This window comes from Diaphorobacter sp. (assembly GCF_050251835.1).
GTDB lineage: Bacteria > Pseudomonadota > Gammaproteobacteria > Burkholderiales > Burkholderiaceae_C > JBFXIE01.
Genome location: NZ_JBFWLZ010000009.1, coordinates 66257 through 84043 on the forward strand (window position 1 = coordinate 66257; position 17787 = coordinate 84043).

The following is a 17787-nucleotide window of genomic DNA, read 5'->3' on the forward strand; positions in this document are numbered from 1 at the left end:
GCCACCGCCCTTGCGGGGCAACGGGCGCCATGAAAAGACCGTGAACAGGCTCTTAGCCTTTCGCCCCTGGTTGCCGGGGCTGTGGCATCGGCGGGCGGCGTGCCCGAGCCGGTGCATCTGGAGCTTTGGGCCATGGCCTCCGCACTCACCGAAAAACTCACCCGTCTCGTCAAGGAGATGCGCGGCCAGGCCCGCATCACCGAATCCAACGTGCAGGACATGCTGCGCGAAGTGCGCATGGCCCTGCTTGAAGCCGACGTGGCCCTGCCCGTGGTGCGCGACTTCATTGCCCGGGTCAAGGAAAAGGCGCTGGGCGAAGAAGTGCTGGGCAGCTTGAAGCCCGGGCAGATGCTGGTGTCCATCGTCAACCGCGAACTGGCCGTCACCATGGGGGAGGGGGTGTCCGACATCAACCTCGCCGCCCAGCCGCCCGCCGTGATCCTGATGGCTGGCCTGCAGGGCGCAGGCAAGACCACCACCACCGCAAAACTGGCCAAGCACCTGATCGAAAAGCGCAAGAAGAAGGTGCTGACGGTGTCGGGCGACGTGTACCGCCCAGCGGCCATAGAGCAGCTCAAGACCGTGACGAAGCAGGCCGGCGCCGAATGCTTCCCCAGCACGCCGGACCAAAAGCCCCGCGACATCGCCGTGGCCGCGCTGGATTATGCGAAGAAGCACTACTTTGACGTGCTGCTGGTGGACACCGCCGGCCGCCTGGCCATTGACGAAGTGCTGATGCAGGAAATCAAGGATTTGCACGCCACGCTGAACCCGGTGGAAACCCTGTTCGTCGTCGATGCCATGCAGGGCCAGGACGCGGTCAACACCGCCAGGGCTTTCAAGGAGGCGCTGCCGCTGACCGGCATCGTGCTCACCAAGCTGGACGGCGACTCGCGCGGCGGCGCGGCGCTGTCGGTGCGCCAGATCACGGGCGCGCCGATCAAGTTTGCCGGCGTGTCCGAGAAAATTGATGGCCTGGAGGTGTTCGATGCCGAGCGCCATGCCGGCCGCATCCTGGGCATGGGCGACATCGTGGCACTGGTCGAGCAGGTGGCCGCGGGCGTGGACATGGAAGCCGCGCAGAAACTCGCTGCCAAGGTCAAGAGCGGCGACGGCTTCGATCTGAGCGACTTTCTGGGGCAGTTGCAGCAGATGAAGCAGATGGGCGGCCTGTCCAGCCTGATGGACAAGCTGCCCGCGCAGCTGACGGCCAAGGCCGGTCAGGTGGACATGGACAAGGCCGAAAAGGACATCAAGCGCAAGGAAGGCATCATCCAGAGCATGACGCCGCTGGAGCGCCGCAAGCCCGAGATCATCAAGGCCACGCGCAAGAAGCGCATCGCCGCCGGCGCCGGTGTGCAGGTGCAGGAAGTCAACCGCCTGCTCAAGGAGTTTGAGCAGATGCAGGACATGATGAAGAAGATGAAGGGCGGTGGCCTGATGAAGATGATGAGAAAGATGGGCGGCATGAAGGGCCTGGGCGGCGGCATGCCCAAGATGCCGTTCTAGGCTTCAAGCCTTTTTGGCTTTCAGCCCTTGTTTTACAAGCGCTGAAAGCTATCATTTTTGATAATTCAGGCGGTGGCGCCCGTGATCACCAGCTCGCCGCGCAGCGTGTAGGTGCGCGCTTCGGTGATCTTCACGTCGATCAGCTGGCCAATCAGGCGCTGGTGTTGGCCATGCGCTGGGAAGTTGACCACGCGGTTGCACTCGGTGCGGCCCATCAGTTCGCTGCCGTCGCGCTTGGACACGCCCTCCACCACAATGCGCTGCACCGTGCCCACGCGCTCCTGGCTGATTTCCAGAATGTTGCGGTTGATGACGGCCTGCAGCTCCTGCAGGCGGCGCAGCTTCACCTCGTGCGGCGTGTCGTCGGGCAGGTTGGCGGCGGGCGTGCCGGGGCGCGGGCTGAAGATGAAGCTGAAGGAGTTGTCAAAGCGCACGTCGTCGATCAGCTTCATCATCCTGGCAAAGTCTTCCTCGGTCTCGCCCGGAAAGCCCACGATGAAGTCTGAGCTCATCGCCATGTCGGGGCGAATGGCGCGCAGCTTGCGCACCGTGCTCTTGTATTCCATGGCCGTGTAGCCGCGCTTCATGGCCATCAGGATGCGGTCTGAGCCGTGCTGCACCGGCAGGTGCAGGTGGCTGACCAGCTTCGGAATTTTGGCGTAGGCCTCGATCAGGCGCGGCGTGAATTCGTTGGGGTGGCTGGTGGTGTAGCGGATGCGCTCAATGCCCGGAATCTCGGCCACGTATTCCAGCAGCAGCGCAAAGTCGGCTTTCTCGGCCAGTCCCTCACCGGCTACGCCGTGGCCCATGGCGCCCAGGTAGGCGTTCACGTTCTGGCCCAGCAGCGTCACTTCTTTCACGCCCTGGTCGGCCAGGCCGGCCACTTCCACCAGCACGTCCTCGAACGGGCGGCTGACTTCCTCGCCGCGCGTGTAGGGCACCACGCAGTAGCTGCAGTATTTGGAGCAGCCTTCCATGATCGACACGAATGCGCTGGCGCCTTCCACGCGGGCGGGCGGCAGGTGGTCAAATTTCTCGATTTCAGGAAAGCTGATGTCCACCTGCGGGCGGGCCTTGGCGGCACGCTGGTTGAGCAGTTCGGGCAGGCGGTGCAGCGTTTGCGGGCCGAAGACCACATCAACAAACGGCGCGCGTTTGATGATCTCTTCGCCCTCCTGGCTGGCCACGCAGCCGCCCACGCCAATCAGCACGCCCTTGTCCTTGAGGTGCTTGACGCGGCCCAGATCGCTGAACACCTTCTCCTGCGCTTTTTCGCGCACCGAGCAGGTGTTGAACAGGATCAGGTCGGCGGCCTCGGGGTCGTCGGTGGGCTCGTAGCCTTGGGCGGCTTTCATGACGTCGGCCATCTTGTCCGAGTCGTACTCGTTCATCTGGCAGCCGAAGGTTTTGATGAAAACTTTCTTGGACATGGCTTGTGTCTCGCAAACAAAGGGCAAGGGGTAACGGCAAAAAGTAAACGGCAAACCGCGGGCACGCCGCAGCATGCGCGGCATGTCCCGTGGTCGGGCAGCGGCAGGGCTGGCCGGCAGCGCCTAGCGCAGCGCTGGCTGCGCGTCTGCTTCGGTGCGGATGTTGGTCGCCGTGGCGTCGCTGCCCTTGCGCGGCTGGGCAGCCTCTGCAGGGGTAAGGATCCAGGCGGTGAGCAGCCAGCCGGTGCTGGCTTCGGTCATGTAGTTCACCGTGACGCTTTTGCCCTGCAAGGTGTGCGCCATGACCAGCGAGTTTTGCGGCCCGAACAGGCGCAGGCCCGGCGCCAGGCGGATGGGTTGGCCGTTCAGGGTGGCCGTGGCGGGGTTTTCCACGGTGAGCGTGCCGCGCAATGCGGCCGGCGGAAAGTTGCGGCCCTGCGCCACCTGGGCGAAGGAGGGCGCCGCAGTGCAGGCTGCGGCGGCGCACAGGGCAGCTAGCCACCAGCGGCGCGGGTGGGCAGGGCGGAGGGTGTTGCAGCGGTTCATGGTGTACATCCAGGGGCTGAAACGAAGATTCTAGTGACGGCCGAGGTCCGTCACGCGGCAAAAATAAAAACCCGCAGCACCTGGGGCGCTGCGGGTTGGGTCTGGTGGTCGTAGAGGGACTTGAACCTTCGACATCAGCATTATGAATGCTGCGCTCTAACCAACTGAGCTATACGACCAAGAGTCCGGCATTATATAGATGTTTTTATTGGTGTGTGAAGTTGGCTGCGCGCTTGTTCACGAAGGCGTCCATGCCTTCTTTTTGGTCTTGCGTGGCAAACAGTGCGTGGAACAGGCGGCGCTCGAACATCACGCCGTCGCTCAGGCTGCCTTCGAAGGCGCGGTTCACGGCTTCCTTGGCGGCCATGACGGTGATCTGCGAGAAGTTCGCGATGATCAGGGCGGCGCCCAGGGTTTCTTCCATCAGCTTGTCCAGCGCGACCACGCGGCTTACGAGGCCGGAGCGTTCTGCTTCCACTGCATCCATCATGCGGGCGGTGAGGGCCATGTCCATGGCTTTGGCCTTGCCCACTGCGCGCGGCAGGCGCTGCGTTCCGCCAGCGCCGGGAATCACGCCCAGCTTGATCTCGGGCTGGCCAAACTTGGCGTTGTCTGCCGCGATGATGAAGTCGCACATCATCGCCAGCTCGCAGCCGCCGCCCAGGGCGTAGCCGCTCACGGCGGCGATGACGGGCTTGCGGATGCTGCGGATGGTTTCCCAGTTGCGCGTGATGTAGTCGCCCTTGTAGGCGTCGGCAAAGCTGTAGGTGGCCATGGCGCCAATGTCGGCGCCGGCGGCGAAGGCTTTTTCGTTGCCGGTGATCACGATGCAGCCGATGTTCTCGTCGGCATCAAATGCCTTGAGCGCCGCGCCCAGCTCATCCATCAGCTGGTTATTGAGTGCGTTGAGCTGCTTGGGGCGGTTCAGGGTGATGACGCCGACCTTGTCGGCTTCGGTGCGAACTTCAATACATTCGTAGGCCAAGGGTCTCTCCAGTGTGTTGTGGATGAATCGACCTCACTATACCCAAGGCCGGTGATGGTGGACTGTCGGGCGCTACACCGCGCTGGCGGTGCCCAGCCAGCGCTGCGCCGCGGCGGCGTCGTGCACGTCCAGGCGCACCGCGTCGCCGGTGGCCTGGGCGGGCGGCAGGGCCAGCGGCAGGCGCAGCAGGCGCCGGTCGCGGGCCACGATGGCCGTCACATCGGTGGCGCTGCCAGCGTACAGGGGCACATCGTCGATCTTGTGCAGGCGCCAGGCCTGGCCCGGTGTCTCCAGCGCCAGCCATTCGTCGCCCGCCATGAAGCCCGCGGCCTCGGCAGCGCCGCCGCGCAGCACGGTCTTGATCTGCAGGCTGCCGTTGTCCTGCACGCGCAGGCCCAGGCGCTGGGCCAGGGGCGCGGGGTCTGTCTGCAGGCTGATGCCGTGGCTGGCCAGCAGTTCGGCCAGGGGCAGGTCTTGCGTGCCATGCACCCACTGCGCGATCTCGTCCGACCAGTTGCGGCCCGACAGCTCCTGCAGCACGGCCAGCAGATCGGCTTCGGCCATGGGGCCGCCCTGGGTGCGCTGCCACAGCGCGCGCATCACGTCGTCCAGTGTGGTGCGGCCACCCTGGCGCAGCGCCAGGTCCAGGCACAGGCCGACCAGCGCGCCCTTGGTGTAGTAGCTGACGGTGCTGTTGGGCGTGTTCTCGTCCTGCCGGTAGTACTTGACCCAGGCGTCAAAGCTGGCCTGTGCCACCGACTGCACCAGCCGCCCCGGCGTCTGCAGCACCTGGTTGATGGTCTTGGCCAGCAGCTTGAGGTAGGTGGCGTGGTCAATCAGGCCGGCGCGGCGCAGCAGCAGGTCGTCGTAGTAGCTGGTGAAGCCCTCGAAGAACCACAGCAGCTGCGTGTAGTTCTCCTTCGTGTAGTCGTAGCGCGCGAACTCGGCCGGGCGCAGGCGCTTGACGTTCCAGGTGTGAAAGTATTCGTGGCTGACCAGGCCCAGCAGCGTGGTGTAGCCCTCGCTGGCATGGATGTCCTTGTCGCTTTGGCCCAGGCGTGGCAGGTCGCTCCGGCTGCAGATGAGGGCGGTGGAGTTGCGGTGCTCCAGCCCGCCGTAGCCGTCGTGTACCGCGTTGAGCATGAACACGTAGCGCGCAAATGGCGGCTTGTCGAAAGGCGGCTGCTGCCCGTCATGCCAGAAACGGATGGCCTCTTCGCAGATGCGCCGCACATCGCGCACCAGGCGCTGGCCATCCAAGGAGGGCGCGGCGCCTGCCACCACCAGCTGGTGCGGCACGCCGCAGGCGGTGAAGTCGGCACGCCACAACGGCCCCATCTCCACGGGGCAATCGACCAGCTCGTCGTAATCGCGTGCACGGTAAAGCCCGAAGCCCGAGGGCGCGGTCTGCACCGGCTCCAGCCCCGTGGCCAGCGACCAGCCGGCCAGGGCGGGCGGCTGCACGACTTCCAGCGTGTGCATGTCGCCTTCCTTGCCGTGCACGCGCAGGCACAGGCTGGTGGCGTTGAAAAAGCCCCGCGTGGCGTCCAGCCAGGCGGTGCGCACGGATGTGTCGTAGGCCGCCACCTCGTAGCTCAGCACCAGCGGCGTGCCTGCCACGCACTGCACGCGCCAACGGTGCTTGTCCTGCTGTTGCAAGGCCACGGGCACGCCGCCTTGCTGCGCCTGCAGCGACTGCAGGTTCTTGGAAAACTCGCGCACCAGGTAGCTGCCCGGAATCCACACCGGCAGCGATACCTCTTGCTGCGCGGCGGGCGCCGCCACGGTGAGCGCCACGCGGTACAAGTGAGTGTGGGTCTGCGCCGGGTCGATGCGGTAGTGGATGGCGACCGGTGTGATGTCGGGCATGGGCAGGTGATGCAGAGAGAGAGGCTTCAAAAACAATAAGCCCAGGCGGTGGTGACGGGACGATTTGCAGTAAAAGTGGCTGTAGCCCTTTTAAATCAAGCGCAAGTAGCTATCAACTATATAGCGACTCATGGGCCGTGCCGACGCAGCCACACTGCGGCCAACGCCTTACTTGCCGGCGGCTGCGGCCAGTCGTTTTTCGACGTCCTGTGCGGGGATGGCCCCGGGCACGCGCGAGCCGTCGGCAAAGATCAGCGTGGGCGTGCCGGTGATCTTGTGCTTGCGCCCGAATGCCAGGTTGCGCTGCAGCGCGGCCGTGTCGCAGCTGGCGGCGGCGGGCGTCTTGTCGCGCAGCATCAGATCGTCCCAGGCGGCGACGCGGTCTTTGGCGCACCAGATGTTGCGCGACTTCTCGACCGAGTCGGGGCTGAGGATGGGGTAGAGAAACAGGTACACCGTCACGTTGTCCACGTTCTGCATGTCCTTCTCAAAGCGCTTGCAGTAGCCGCAGTTGGGATCCTCGAACACCGCCAGCTTGCGCTCACCCTTGCCGCGCACCAGGGTGAAGGCGTCTTGCAGTGGCAGCGCCTTGAAGTCCACCTCCGTCAGCTTGTTGATGCGGTCTTCGGTCAGGTTGCGCCGCGCCTTGGTGTCGATCAGCTCGCCCTGGATGAGGTAGTTGCCCTGGGCGTCGGTGTAGAACAAATCCGTGCCGATGCGCACTTCGTACAGCCCCTTCATGGGCGTTGCGCGCACTTCGTCGATCTGCTGCAGCTGCGGGATGCGTTCGGCCAGCGCCTTGCGGATCGCGGCGTCCTGTGCCGAAGCGTTCAGGCCCAGGCACAGGGCGGTGGCGGCCAGCAAGGTGGGAAGAATTTTCATTGCGTCGGTTCCGTTTCTGTTCAGTAAAGGAGGAGTGATGAGGGCGGGTTGTCAATCGGCGCCCATGGCCTGGCGGGCCACCCAGGCCTTGATCGGGCCGCTGCGCTCAAAGCCCTTCATGCCCCAGTTGCGCAGGGTCTGCAGGGCGCCTTCGCGCCGGGTGAAGAGTTGCTGCAGCCCGTCCATCGCCAGGCCCATGGGCAACAGTGCGGCCTTGCGTTCGCGCTCGTAGCTGCGCAGCAGCCGCAGGTCGTCCACACCGCGCCAGGCGGCGCGCCCGTGCAGCACACGCGCCAGCGCCCGCGCGTCGCCCAGGCCCAGGTTCAGGCCCTGGCCTGCCAGCGGGTGCACGTTGTGCGCTGCGTCGCCGGCCAGCGCCCAGCTGCGGCGCGCGTCCAGGCTGGACTGGGGCGTTGCAGGCATGCTGCCGCACCAGTGGCGCGCCAGGGCCTGCTGCAGCGGCCAGCTGGCGCGCGGGCCGGCCAGGTGCAGCGCGCCCAGCGCATCGCGGCTGGCTTCGCGCAGGCGCTGGGTGAAGGTGTTCTCGTCGGCCTGCAGCCACTGCGCGGCGTGCTCTTGCGCCACGGACCAAACCACGGCAACGGTGTGGCCTTGCGCTCCATCCATAGGCAAAAACGCCAGGATGCTGCCGTCGGGCGCAAACCACTGGCGCGCCACTTGATCGTGGGGCCGCTCGCACTCGAGGCGCGTGGCGATGGCGTGCTGGGAATAGGGGGTGATGTCAAAGTGCACGCCGAATTCGTCGCGTGTGCGGCTGGCGCGGCCTTCGCACACCACCGTGAGCGCCGCAGCGACGGGTTCGGCGACCGACTCCACCAGCGGCTGAAAGCGCACGGCGTCTGCCAGGCGCGCCTCCAGCGCCGGCACGTCCACAATCCAGGCCAGCGCATCGCGGCCATGCTGCGCAGCGTCGAAGCACACCATGCCGCCTTGGTCGGCGTGCACCTGCATCTGCAGCACGCCCGTGGCGTGTTGTGCATCGGGCCAGCCGCGCACGGACTCCAGCAGCGCACGCGAGGCTGCGTTGAGGGCGTAGGCGCGCACATCATCTGGTGCGGGTGCGCCCGCAGGCGGGCCGGCTAGCGCCACGCGCAGCCGATCGCGCGCCAGCAAAAGTGCCAAGGTGCGGCCCACCACGCCCGCGCCGCGAATACATACGTCAAATGTGTGCGCCATGCGCGCGATTGTAGGAGTCGCGTCCAGCCGCGTCGGCGGTGCTGGTATGGGTGCGCGCCGACGGCCTTGCCCCGGCGGGCACGGCCGGCAATGGCGCGGGCATCTAAAATGCCCCGTTTTTCGTCCGAACTCTAGGAAAGCCCTGCCATGAGCCTGAAATGCGGCATCGTGGGCCTGCCCAACGTGGGCAAGTCCACTCTCTTCAACGCGCTGACAAAGGCCGGCATCGCCGCCGAGAACTATCCGTTTTGCACCATTGAGCCCAACACCGGCGTGGTCGAAGTGCCCGACCCGCGCCTGCAGCAGCTGGCCGAGATCATCTCGCCCGAGCGCATCGTGCCGGCCATCGTCGAGTTTGTGGACATCGCCGGTCTGGTGGCTGGCGCCAGCAAGGGCGAGGGCCTGGGCAACCAGTTTCTGGCCCACATCCGCGAGACAGACGCCATCGTCAACGTGGTGCGCTGCTTTGAAGACCCCAACGTGATCCACGTGGCCGGGCGCGTGGACCCGATCTCGGACATCGAGGTCATCCAGACCGAGTTGTGCCTGGCCGACCTGGCCACCGTCGAAAAGGCGCTGAACCGCTACAGCAAGGCCGCCAAGAGCGGCAACGACAAGGAAGCCGCCAAGCTGGTGCAGCTGCTCACGCCCATCCAGGCCGCGCTGGACCAGGGCAAGCCCGCGCGCACCGTGCCCGTGAGCAAGGAGGATGCGCCTTTGCTCAAGCAGTTCTGCCTGATCACCGCCAAGCCCGCCATGTTTGTGGGCAACGTGGCCGAAGACGGCTTTGAGAACAACCCGCTGCTCGACCGCCTGAAGGAATACGCCGCTGCCCAGAACGCACCCGTGGTGGCCATCTGCGCCAAGATCGAAGCCGAAATGGCCGAGATGAGCGACGAAGACCGCGACATGTTCCTGCAGGAGATGGGGCAGGACGAACCCGGCCTGAACCGCCTGATCCGCGCCGGCTTCAAGCTGCTGGGCCTGCAGACCTACTTCACGGCGGGCGTCAAGGAAGTGCGCGCCTGGACCATCCACGTGGGTGACACTGCGCCGCAGGCGGCGGGCGTGATCCACGGCGACTTCGAGCGCGGCTTCATCCGCGCGCAGACCATTGCGTTTGACGACTTCATCGCCCACAAGGGCGAACAGGGCGCCAAGGATGCCGGCAAGATGCGCGCCGAAGGCAAGGAATACGTCGTCAAGGATGGCGACGTGATGAACTTCCTGTTCAACGTCTGAGCCAATCAAGCTGTTTCTAGAGGTTTCACAAGATTGCATTGAGGCCCAGAAACAGCGCAAGAGCCCCGGATTTTCCGGGGTTTTTCATTTCAAGAAACCTCTTGCAATGACCTGAGCTTGCCAGCGTAAAGTGCCTACGGTGGTGTATATGGCAGATAGACTGATACCTTGAAGGTGTATATGATCATGATGTCACCCACTGATCCCGTGCTGCCGTGCTCACTGATGCCCACTGCCGTGCTGCCAAACCGAAGGAGCAGCTTTACCGCCTGAACGACTTTCGCGGTCTCTACCTCGAAGTCAAACCCAATGGCGTCAAGGCTTGGCGCTACCGCTTCAAACTTGCGGGCAAGGGGTCATGGTTCGCGCTCGGCGACTACCCCAGCGTCAGCCTCGCAGATGCCAGGGATAAGTGCGAAGAGGCACGGAAGCTGGTCAAGCAGGGCATCAACCCCGTTCAGAACAGACAGGTCGAACGGATCAAGCGAGAACAGGACTCTGCCAACACGTTCGAGGCCGTGGCCAAAGAATGGCTGGCCTTGAAGGACTGGGAGGAAGTCACCAAACGCCGCAGGCTGGACATGCTGCAACGGGTGGTCTTTCCCTCTATCGGCAAGATGCCCGTGCGGCAAATCACGCCTGCACACGTCCTAGACATCCTCAGCAAGACGGCGAAGCGCGGCGCGCCGACCGTGGCTGCCGAAGCCAAGCGCACCATGTCCGGCATTTTCGAGCTGGCGGTTGCCACCTTGCGGGCAGATAACGATCCCGTCTGGCCCGTCCGCAAGGCGTTACCCGCCAACAAGACGCAACACAAGACAGCACTGACCACGGCGCAGATCGGGAAGTTGCTCACGGACTTCGACAACCACCGTTGCGGCTATCAGGTGAATTTCTGCATCCAATTGATGTGGTGGACGCTCGCTCGCCCAGGCGAGGCTGCGGAGGCAGAATGGGCCGAGTTCGATCTCGATAAGGCGCTATGGTCCATCCCCGCTCGCCGCATGAAGGCTCGACGCGAACACCTGGTGCCGTTGCCACGACAAGCCGTAGAAATGCTGCGTCGATTGCACGCTATCAGCGGCGACCGGATGCATCTTTTCCCTGGCCGGGATGACCGCAACAAACCGATGTCTGCGCATTCGATCCGGCAGGCGCTCAAAGCGCTTGGCTGGAGCGGCACCTACAGCCCGCACGGCACGAGAACGACGGGCAGCACCCGCCTGAATGAAATGGGCTACCGTCCCGACGCCATTGAAGCCCAGCTTGCACACGCCGAGCCGAATTCTGTGCGCCGGACGTACAACCATGCCACCTATCTCGACGAGAGGCGCGAGATGATGCAGGCATGGGCGGACAAGCTCGAACTCTGGAAGCTGGAGGTGCTCAATGGCAAGAACTAAGGGTCAGCAAGCCACCAACCAGAGGGGGCGGCGACAGCTCCGCTTCAGCCTGCTGAAGGAAATCTTGCGCTGCGAGTCAGTGCGCACCCTGTCCAGCGATCACAAAAAGCTGCTTTTCCGGCTTCTGTCGAACGGCTGGAGCATCACCGATACGCCGCCCGATACTTCGCGCATCCGAGCGCTTGAAAAGGTAGCGTCCGACGCTCGTCGGCTACGCGGCGCACTCAACAGTCTTGAGGCAAAGGACGCCGCCAGCCTGGACAGCAACTACCGGCAAACCATTCCGCTCTCTACGCGACTGCTCGCACTGGAAGAGTTGGAGCATGATGCCGCCGCGCTGGCTAAGGTTATCAAGGGAGAGCAGGCAGACATCACCCGATTGCGGTAAAAGCGGACAGCGGCGCAGTTGGTGAAAACGCTTTGCATGTTTGGAATCCCATGCGGCACCCGCAACGATCATGATGTAGACGCTCGCAACGTGACAACCGCGATGCGCTGCGTGATGTTCTCCATGCTGGAAGCAGGTTCGAAGAAGCTGAGCTGGAGCACTACCGCGTCCATCATCAAGCTGGGTATCCGGGTCCAGACAGACCCAAGCGAGAACAGAATGCTGCCACTTGAAGGACTCCAGGCAGTTACGCAGGCGGGTGAGGATGCACTTCGCCTGTTCATGCTTGAGGAACCGCTATGGAACGGCATCAGGCTGGAGACATGAGGCAGAGCTTTCCACGGCATCGTATTGGCCTTATCATCTTGGAAATTAGCGGATAAGGAAAAGCGGTCTTCATGCAAATACGGGTGCAGACCTACAAAGGCAAAGATGGGCGGATTAGGCAGGGCAAGACCGTCTCCCTGCTGCGGTATGCCTATGATCCTGAGAAACGGCGCTCAAAGCAGGTCGTCATTGGTACGCTGGATCGTTGGGCAACAGAGTTACCGCCAGAACTCGATAGCCTGCTCACTGATGCCGAGCATCACGAGTTCAGGGAGTGGATTGCTGAGCGGGATCAGCAGCGTCAGGAACTCGCGCAGCGCCATCATTTGCTGCATGCCGCAGAGCACATGGGATGGGCCGCAAAGGCGCTTCTGGCCGGGGCGGACCCAGTGCGGCCCGAGCGGATTTGGGAGGCGCTGGACGTGCTGGCAAAGGCGCTTGAGAAAGCAGGTTACCCAAGGCCAAGCAGAGGGCGTGGGCGTCCATCGAAAGACGAAACCCCAACCCCGGATGATCTGGTTGTAAGTCTTTACGATGATCCGATGCTGGCGGCAGAGATAGCAGATGCGCAAGAACGGGTGGCGGCGTTGCCAAACTTCATCCCGCTCCCCCCGGCAGCACGAAAGGGGAAAGGGTCAGATGGCCCGTGATGCGTTAGGATTATGAGATAAGAGTATTGGTGAAAAAATGGCCACAGCCGAGCAAATTAAAGCACTTTTAAGAAGCCATGCTGATCGGGACGATCAGCGCTTCTACGCTACGGCTTTGCAGGTCGCAGCTCAAGAGGCTCGCCAAGGCCATCGTAAACTGGCCAGCGATATTAAGGAGATGGTTGAAAAATCCCAAGTTAATAGCAACTTGGGGCTCGCGCCGGTAAAACCAACGCCACTTGTTCAGCAACCCAAAGGCGACTTAAGGGGATTGCTTGAGCTTACGCACTCGACAGTAAGAATTGGCGAGCTGGTCCTCGGTGCCGAGGTTCTGGAGCGCCTCCATCGCGTATTGCTTGAGCAACGACAAAAAGATCGCCTTTCCCAATTTGGATTGCTCCCGCGACGCAAGCTCCTGTTCACCGGACCGCCAGGAACGGGAAAGACAATGTCTGCCTCTGTGCTTGCGACAGAGCTGAAACTACCGCTCTATACGATTGTTCTTGATAGTTTGATTACTAGGTTCATGGGGGAAACCGCAGCAAAGTTGCGACTTGTTTTTGACCACATCAAGCAAACTCGGGCGGTCTATCTCTTCGACGAGTTCGACGCCATCGGCACCCAGCGCGGAGCGCAAAATGATGTAGGGGAAATTCGGCGCGTTTTGAACTCGTTCCTTCTTTTCGTGGAGCAGGACGACTCCGAAAGCATTATCGTCGCCGCGACCAACCATCCCGAGCTGCTAGACAAGGCGCTTTATCGCAGATTTGACGACATCATTCGGTTTGAGAAGCCGTGCGATGACCAAATTCAGAAGATTATCGAGAACCGGCTGGCCATGTTCGAGACCCGATCTCTTGCTTGGAATGAGGTTACTGCGGCAGCTCACGGCCTGAGCGCTGCGGAAGTGACACGAGCCTGCGAAGATGCGGCGAAAGAGGCGGTTCTTCATCATGACAAGAAACTGTCTACCACGCTTGTATTGAAGGCGATTGAGCAACGTCAAGCTGGCAAAGAATAAGGAGTGGTTATGCCAGACCAGAAGCGGCACCTTCTGATCGAAGGTTTTCTGTCCAACGAAGATTTTAGATCGCGCAGAACTGGTAGAAACCCGGCCATTCCTCTTCAAGATCGGATTCCGCACGGCCAGCAGTTGTCAGCAAGATACGCTGATCTAATGCAGCAGTACGATGAGAAACGGCAGAATGCCGAGCCACCAATCACAGAAGATGTGGGGATATTTGTAGAGATCGTCGGAGTCCCCGGCATCAAGTTGCCTCTAGACAGTCTAGATACGCGGGACTTCAGGTTGCACGCTTGCCGCAAGGTTGGCGATCGCGAGGTTGCTCTGGTATTCATTCCTGAGACTCGTCGAGAAACGTTTCAAAGGAAGGTCACGCAATATCTTGACCCGGAGAAAGATGGGAAAGGTGGTCCTCGCAATCACAATTTGATCGACAGTATCGCCGAAATGCGCTTGGCGGACCTGCGTGCGTTTTGGACGGATGCCCCCAGCCTATTCCCCCAGGACTCCAATCAACAAATTTGGTGGGAGCTTTGGCTCAAGCGACGTAATGGCGAAGACCCGCAAATCATTGCGGCACAGCTATCAGAGAGGATCGGCGGGCGACTCGGAAATACCTCGCTAAGTTTCTTCGATAGCATGGTATTTCTGATCAGAGCTTCCTCTCAACAGTTGGAACGTGCCCCTGAGTTAATCTCTTCTCTTGAGGAACTGCGGCGCGCCAAGGAAACTCCGAACGTCTTGGTGGAATCTTCGCCAAAAGAACAGCGTGAATGGGCGGGCGATTTGGCCGCACGGTTGAGAATTTCGGACGAGGCATCCGTTTCTGTAGCCATTCTCGATACCGGCGTAAACTACAATCATCCATTGCTATCTTCTGTCTGCAATCAGCCGCAATCGGAAACATGGCAGCCGCAGTGGCCGCGTTACGATGAGGTCAATGACCATGGCTCCAGACAAGCCGGCTTGGCGATATTCGGGGATTTGCATGACGCGCTGGTGAGTCGGTCTGAAATACCTCTACAGCATCGCATTGAATCGGGGCGTATTATACCGCCGCGCGGTGCGAATGACCCGGAACTGTACGGCGCAATTACTGTAGGTACCGCATACAAACTGGAAGCAACGAGACCCGAATGGCGGCGCGTCTATTCCTTGGCAGTAACGGCCGACTCGGAAAAGGAAGGCGGAATCCCTACCTCATGGTCAGCGGAAGTTGATCAATTCTCGTCGGGCGCAGAGGACGGGCAACAACGACTTTTCGTGATCTCAGCCGGTAACAATCGCTCCCTCTTGCCAAACGTAGACCACTGGGAGCAGCTACATCTTGCGGAGATAGAAGACCCGGCGCAGGCATGGAATGCCCTGACGGTTGGGGCATACACCGAGAAGACAACCAATGATGACCCAAGCTTTGATGGGTGGTCGCCCTTTGCCCGAGCTGGAGATGCAGCTCCTGCCTCTAGGTCATCTGTCAATTGGGGTTGGAAGAAGCAGGCACCTTATAAGCCTGATGTTGTAGCGGAGGGCGGCAATCGTTTGCTGTCTCCCGATGGGACGGCCATATCCGATGCTGACTCAGTTTCTCTTCTGACAACATCCGGAAAGGCGGCCGGTCAACTCTTTGAGGTATCCGCCGATACAAGTGCCGCCTGCGCATTGGTTTCACGCCAAGCGGCTATTCTCATGGATGAATACCCGGACTATTGGCCAGAGACAGTTCGTGGGCTCCTGGCACACTCAGCAGAGTGGACTGAGCGCATGTGGGAACGTTTCGGAGTTCTCAGCGGCCACCACAGCCCCAAGGTCGCCAAAGAGACGATGCTTAGGAGCGTCGGATACGGCGTTACCAACCTTGAGCGTGCGCGCTATAGCGCCGGTCATGAATTGACGCTGGTCGCACAAGATCATCTTCAACCATTCACCAAGAACGCGGATGCCTCGGGTTCGGCCGATCCCAAGCTTAACGAGATGCAGCTATATGAGCTGCCGTGGCCGGCAGATATTTTGCGCCAGCTCCCCCCAGAGTTAGAGGTGAAGCTGAGGGTAACGCTCTCGTACTTCATTGAGCCCAATCCTGGTCGGAGAGGCTATAGGCAACGATATAGCTACCAGTCGCATGGCCTGCGTTTCGAGGTCATTCGGCCTGGCCAGTCACTTGAGAATTTCCGAGCATTTATCAATGCGCTTGCAGATGCAGATGACTACATCGGTCCAGAAGGTGATGCAGATGGTTGGCAATTTGGCCCTCAGCTTCGGACGCGAGGCTCGCTGCACTCCGATGTCTGGACTGGTTCTGCCGCAGCCTTGGCGGACATGCAAACAATCGCCGTTTATCCTGTGGGAGGCTGGTGGAAATACCGCGCAGCACAAGATCGCTGGCAGAACAGTGTTCGCTATAGCCTGATCGTCAGCATCGAGGTGCCAGATGAGACGGTCGACATCTATTCCGTGGTTGAGAATATCGTTCAGGCTCAAGTTGAAATCGCTGTCTGATATGCCCCGTAGGGCGTCCGTCGTGCTGCGGGCAATGCCTAGAAGGGGATGTCGTCAGCCCACGGAAGTCGTGATGCGTGTTGCTCTGCCGCCTTGGCCTTTGACTTGATCTTTATCTCCAGCGCCTTGATGAAGCGGATCGACGCCGCGACGTGATTGAAGATCAGCAGGCTTTCCTCGTAGTTGAGGATAGGGTTGTCGTGAGCGAGGCTCTTGTTGTTGCGCACGTCATTGAAGGCTTCGAGCACCGAGATACTGGACTTCAAGATGCGCTCGGTCATGGCCGACTCAAGATGTCCACCATCTCGTAGCGCCTTGATGTACTCGCCGAAGACACTGTGCAGCGGCTTTTCACGAGTGATCGTGATGCCGTGTGGCTCGCACGTCACGCGGATGAACTTGTTGACGAAGGTATGCAGCCGATCCAGCCCGCCCTCGGGCTGATTCTTCTCGATGGCTTCGCGAACATGCTCTGCCACCACCTCGAAATCCCGTTCATCAGCGATGGCGGTCAGCGCATCCAATTCGGCCACTGGCTGGTCACTGAGAAGCCGCTGGGCGATCTTCCGACAGTCGTCGATGAGTAGAGGGTTGCTGTCGCCAAAGCACTGCTCATCGGTCGCATAGTCGATCAGCCCGCCAATGACACGCCCCGCGACATGATTGCCATCCACATCCCAGAACGTGCGCATCCTGTTGGCCTTGGAAGTGCCCCGTGCCTTGTACCTCTCGGCATCAATCTCGACTCGGTACTCATCGAAGAAATCGCCAAAGGTACGGTCGGAAAAGTTCAGGACGTAGCCGCCGCCCATGCCAAGCAGCTTTTCCAGCTTTCGACGCTCGCTCCCAGTCAGATCGGACATGAGCTCCCTTACGCCTTCATCTTGACCCACACTATGCCGACCGCGATGGTCAGGACGAGCCCGGCGAACACCGTGCTGGCATAGCGGTAGTACAGTTGTCTCAACGCCCAGCGCAAGGGCCGGGCCTCTGCCTTCTTCTGTTCAGCGATCAACTGGGTACACGCTCGTTCGCGCGCCTGTAACTCCGATGTGGCACGCTCCTCGGCATAGAGGACAGCCGCCAGATAATCGAGCATCCGGTGCTCGACGATGTTCTGCTTCCACGTTTCGACTGTAGCCAATGCCCCGGCCTGCATGGGGCGGGATCGCCCTTCGCGATGTTCGGGGTCGGTGTAGTCGAAGACCAGCCCGAACTGCTCATAAAACCAGTTGCGGCGCGCCTTGTTGTCACCGTGAGCCTGCCCGGCCAGCAGCTCGATGCTGTTGACGGTCGCCTCGGGCCACTGTTGCACCCACAGGACAATCTCATTCATCAGGTAGGTGCCGATCCGCTGGCCATCCAGCCCCGGCAGATCAAGAAACACCGCCCCCTTCGACATCGAGGGCGATGTCAGCGAGACAGAGTTGAAGTTGCGCGAGTAGCTGCCATCAAACCGCCCTTTTCCGCCGTCCCGGTGCGAAAACTTGGCAGTGATGCGCTGATACGAGAGGCGGATCGACGCCTCGTAGATCGTCCCGTCGCGAGGATCGCGCCGATAGGTTTCCTCCCGCTCGACCAACACCCAGCCCAGTGCCTCGGCCTCCGGGCGCTCCTTGTCCTTGACCTCCAACACCAGAATGCGCGGTTTCACGCTCTGGCTGTCTCGCCACGCGTTATCGAAGGATGGGAGTGCCATGTCCACCTCTTTGGTTAGGGCAATGCTGATCAAGGTCCACCGTTGTCGCTTCTCAAACGTTATCCGCAGATGAAGCAGCAGACCCTGGCAATGGCCGCAGATCAAAACAACGGATTCGAGCAGTCGCGCAAGCCCACCCG

At 61.5% G+C, this 17787-nt stretch carries 16 protein-coding genes and 1 tRNA gene; 8 read left to right on the forward strand and 9 right to left on the reverse strand.

What is annotated here, in order from left to right; all coding sequences use genetic code 11:
* Positions 1-132: 132 nt before the first annotated feature.
* A complete protein-coding gene (gene ffh, locus AB7E35_RS05295) occupies positions 133-1509 on the forward strand; it encodes a signal recognition particle protein (protein WP_428162191.1) in 1377 nt (458 codons plus the stop codon).
* A 65-nt stretch (positions 1510-1574) separates the two neighbouring features.
* Here ffh and miaB read toward each other — a convergent pair whose 3' ends face one another.
* The 7 genes from miaB to AB7E35_RS05330 form a co-directional block, all read right to left on the reverse strand.
* Complete coding sequence (gene miaB, locus AB7E35_RS05300) at positions 1575-2939, reverse strand: tRNA (N6-isopentenyl adenosine(37)-C2)-methylthiotransferase MiaB (RefSeq protein WP_428167191.1); 1365 nt, start codon at positions 2937-2939, stop codon at positions 1575-1577.
* Positions 2940-3062: 123 nt separating this feature from the next.
* Complete coding sequence (locus tag AB7E35_RS05305) at positions 3063-3485, reverse strand: hypothetical protein (protein WP_428167192.1); 423 nt, start codon at positions 3483-3485, stop codon at positions 3063-3065.
* 102 nt (positions 3486-3587) lie between these two features.
* Positions 3588-3664 (reverse strand) — tRNA-Met (locus AB7E35_RS05310).
* A 26-nt stretch (positions 3665-3690) separates the two neighbouring features.
* On the reverse strand, positions 3691-4470 hold the full coding sequence (locus tag AB7E35_RS05315; protein ID WP_428162194.1) for an enoyl-CoA hydratase: 780 nt from the start codon (positions 4468-4470) through the stop codon (positions 3691-3693).
* A gap of 72 nt (positions 4471-4542) precedes the next feature.
* Positions 4543-6339 carry a M61 family metallopeptidase gene (locus tag AB7E35_RS05320; protein WP_428167193.1) on the reverse strand — a complete coding sequence of 599 codons (1797 nt, stop codon included), beginning with the start codon at positions 6337-6339 and terminating at the stop codon, positions 4543-4545.
* Positions 6340-6507: 168 nt separating this feature from the next.
* Positions 6508-7221, reverse strand: coding sequence for a DsbC family protein (locus AB7E35_RS05325; RefSeq protein WP_428162196.1), 714 nt, complete (start codon positions 7219-7221; stop codon positions 6508-6510).
* 51 nt (positions 7222-7272) lie between these two features.
* The gene (locus AB7E35_RS05330; RefSeq protein ID WP_428167194.1) at positions 7273-8418 is read right to left on the reverse strand and encodes an FAD-dependent monooxygenase; all 1146 of its coding nucleotides are present in this window, start codon (positions 8416-8418) and stop codon (positions 7273-7275) included.
* 147 nt (positions 8419-8565) lie between these two features.
* Here AB7E35_RS05330 and ychF point away from each other — a divergent pair, with 147 nt between their 5' ends.
* From ychF to AB7E35_RS05365, 7 genes are all read left to right on the forward strand, one after another.
* The gene (gene ychF, locus AB7E35_RS05335) at positions 8566-9660 is read left to right on the forward strand and encodes a redox-regulated ATPase YchF (protein ID WP_428162198.1); all 1095 of its coding nucleotides are present in this window, start codon (positions 8566-8568) and stop codon (positions 9658-9660) included.
* 215 nt (positions 9661-9875) lie between these two features.
* Positions 9876-11063, forward strand: coding sequence for a tyrosine-type recombinase/integrase (locus tag AB7E35_RS05340; RefSeq protein WP_428162199.1), 1188 nt, complete (start codon positions 9876-9878; stop codon positions 11061-11063).
* A complete protein-coding gene (locus AB7E35_RS05345; RefSeq protein WP_428167195.1) occupies positions 11050-11451 on the forward strand; it encodes a hypothetical protein in 402 nt (133 codons plus the stop codon). Before AB7E35_RS05340 ends, AB7E35_RS05345 begins: the two co-directional genes overlap by 14 nt.
* A 36-nt stretch (positions 11452-11487) precedes the next feature.
* The gene (locus AB7E35_RS05350) at positions 11488-11778 is read left to right on the forward strand and encodes a hypothetical protein (protein ID WP_428167196.1); all 291 of its coding nucleotides are present in this window, start codon (positions 11488-11490) and stop codon (positions 11776-11778) included.
* 71 nt (positions 11779-11849) lie between these two features.
* Complete coding sequence (locus AB7E35_RS05355; RefSeq protein WP_428162200.1) at positions 11850-12428, forward strand: hypothetical protein; 579 nt, start codon at positions 11850-11852, stop codon at positions 12426-12428.
* 37 nt (positions 12429-12465) lie between these two features.
* On the forward strand, positions 12466-13449 hold the full coding sequence (locus tag AB7E35_RS05360; RefSeq protein ID WP_033989010.1) for an AAA family ATPase: 984 nt from the start codon (positions 12466-12468) through the stop codon (positions 13447-13449).
* A 9-nt stretch (positions 13450-13458) separates the two neighbouring features.
* Entirely contained in the window at positions 13459-15948 is a 2490-nt protein-coding gene (locus AB7E35_RS05365) for a S8 family peptidase (protein ID WP_012077395.1), read from the forward strand.
* A gap of 38 nt (positions 15949-15986) precedes the next feature.
* Here the strand turns inward: AB7E35_RS05365 and AB7E35_RS05370 are convergent, their stop codons facing one another.
* Together AB7E35_RS05370 and AB7E35_RS05375 are read right to left on the reverse strand one after the other, a co-directional pair.
* Complete coding sequence (locus AB7E35_RS05370) at positions 15987-16811, reverse strand: abortive infection family protein (protein WP_012077396.1); 825 nt, start codon at positions 16809-16811, stop codon at positions 15987-15989.
* An 8-nt stretch (positions 16812-16819) separates the two neighbouring features.
* Positions 16820-17647, reverse strand: a complete 828-nt coding sequence (locus AB7E35_RS05375; RefSeq protein WP_415833673.1) for a hypothetical protein — start codon at positions 17645-17647, stop codon at positions 16820-16822.
* Between the last annotated feature and the right edge of the window lie 140 nt (positions 17648-17787).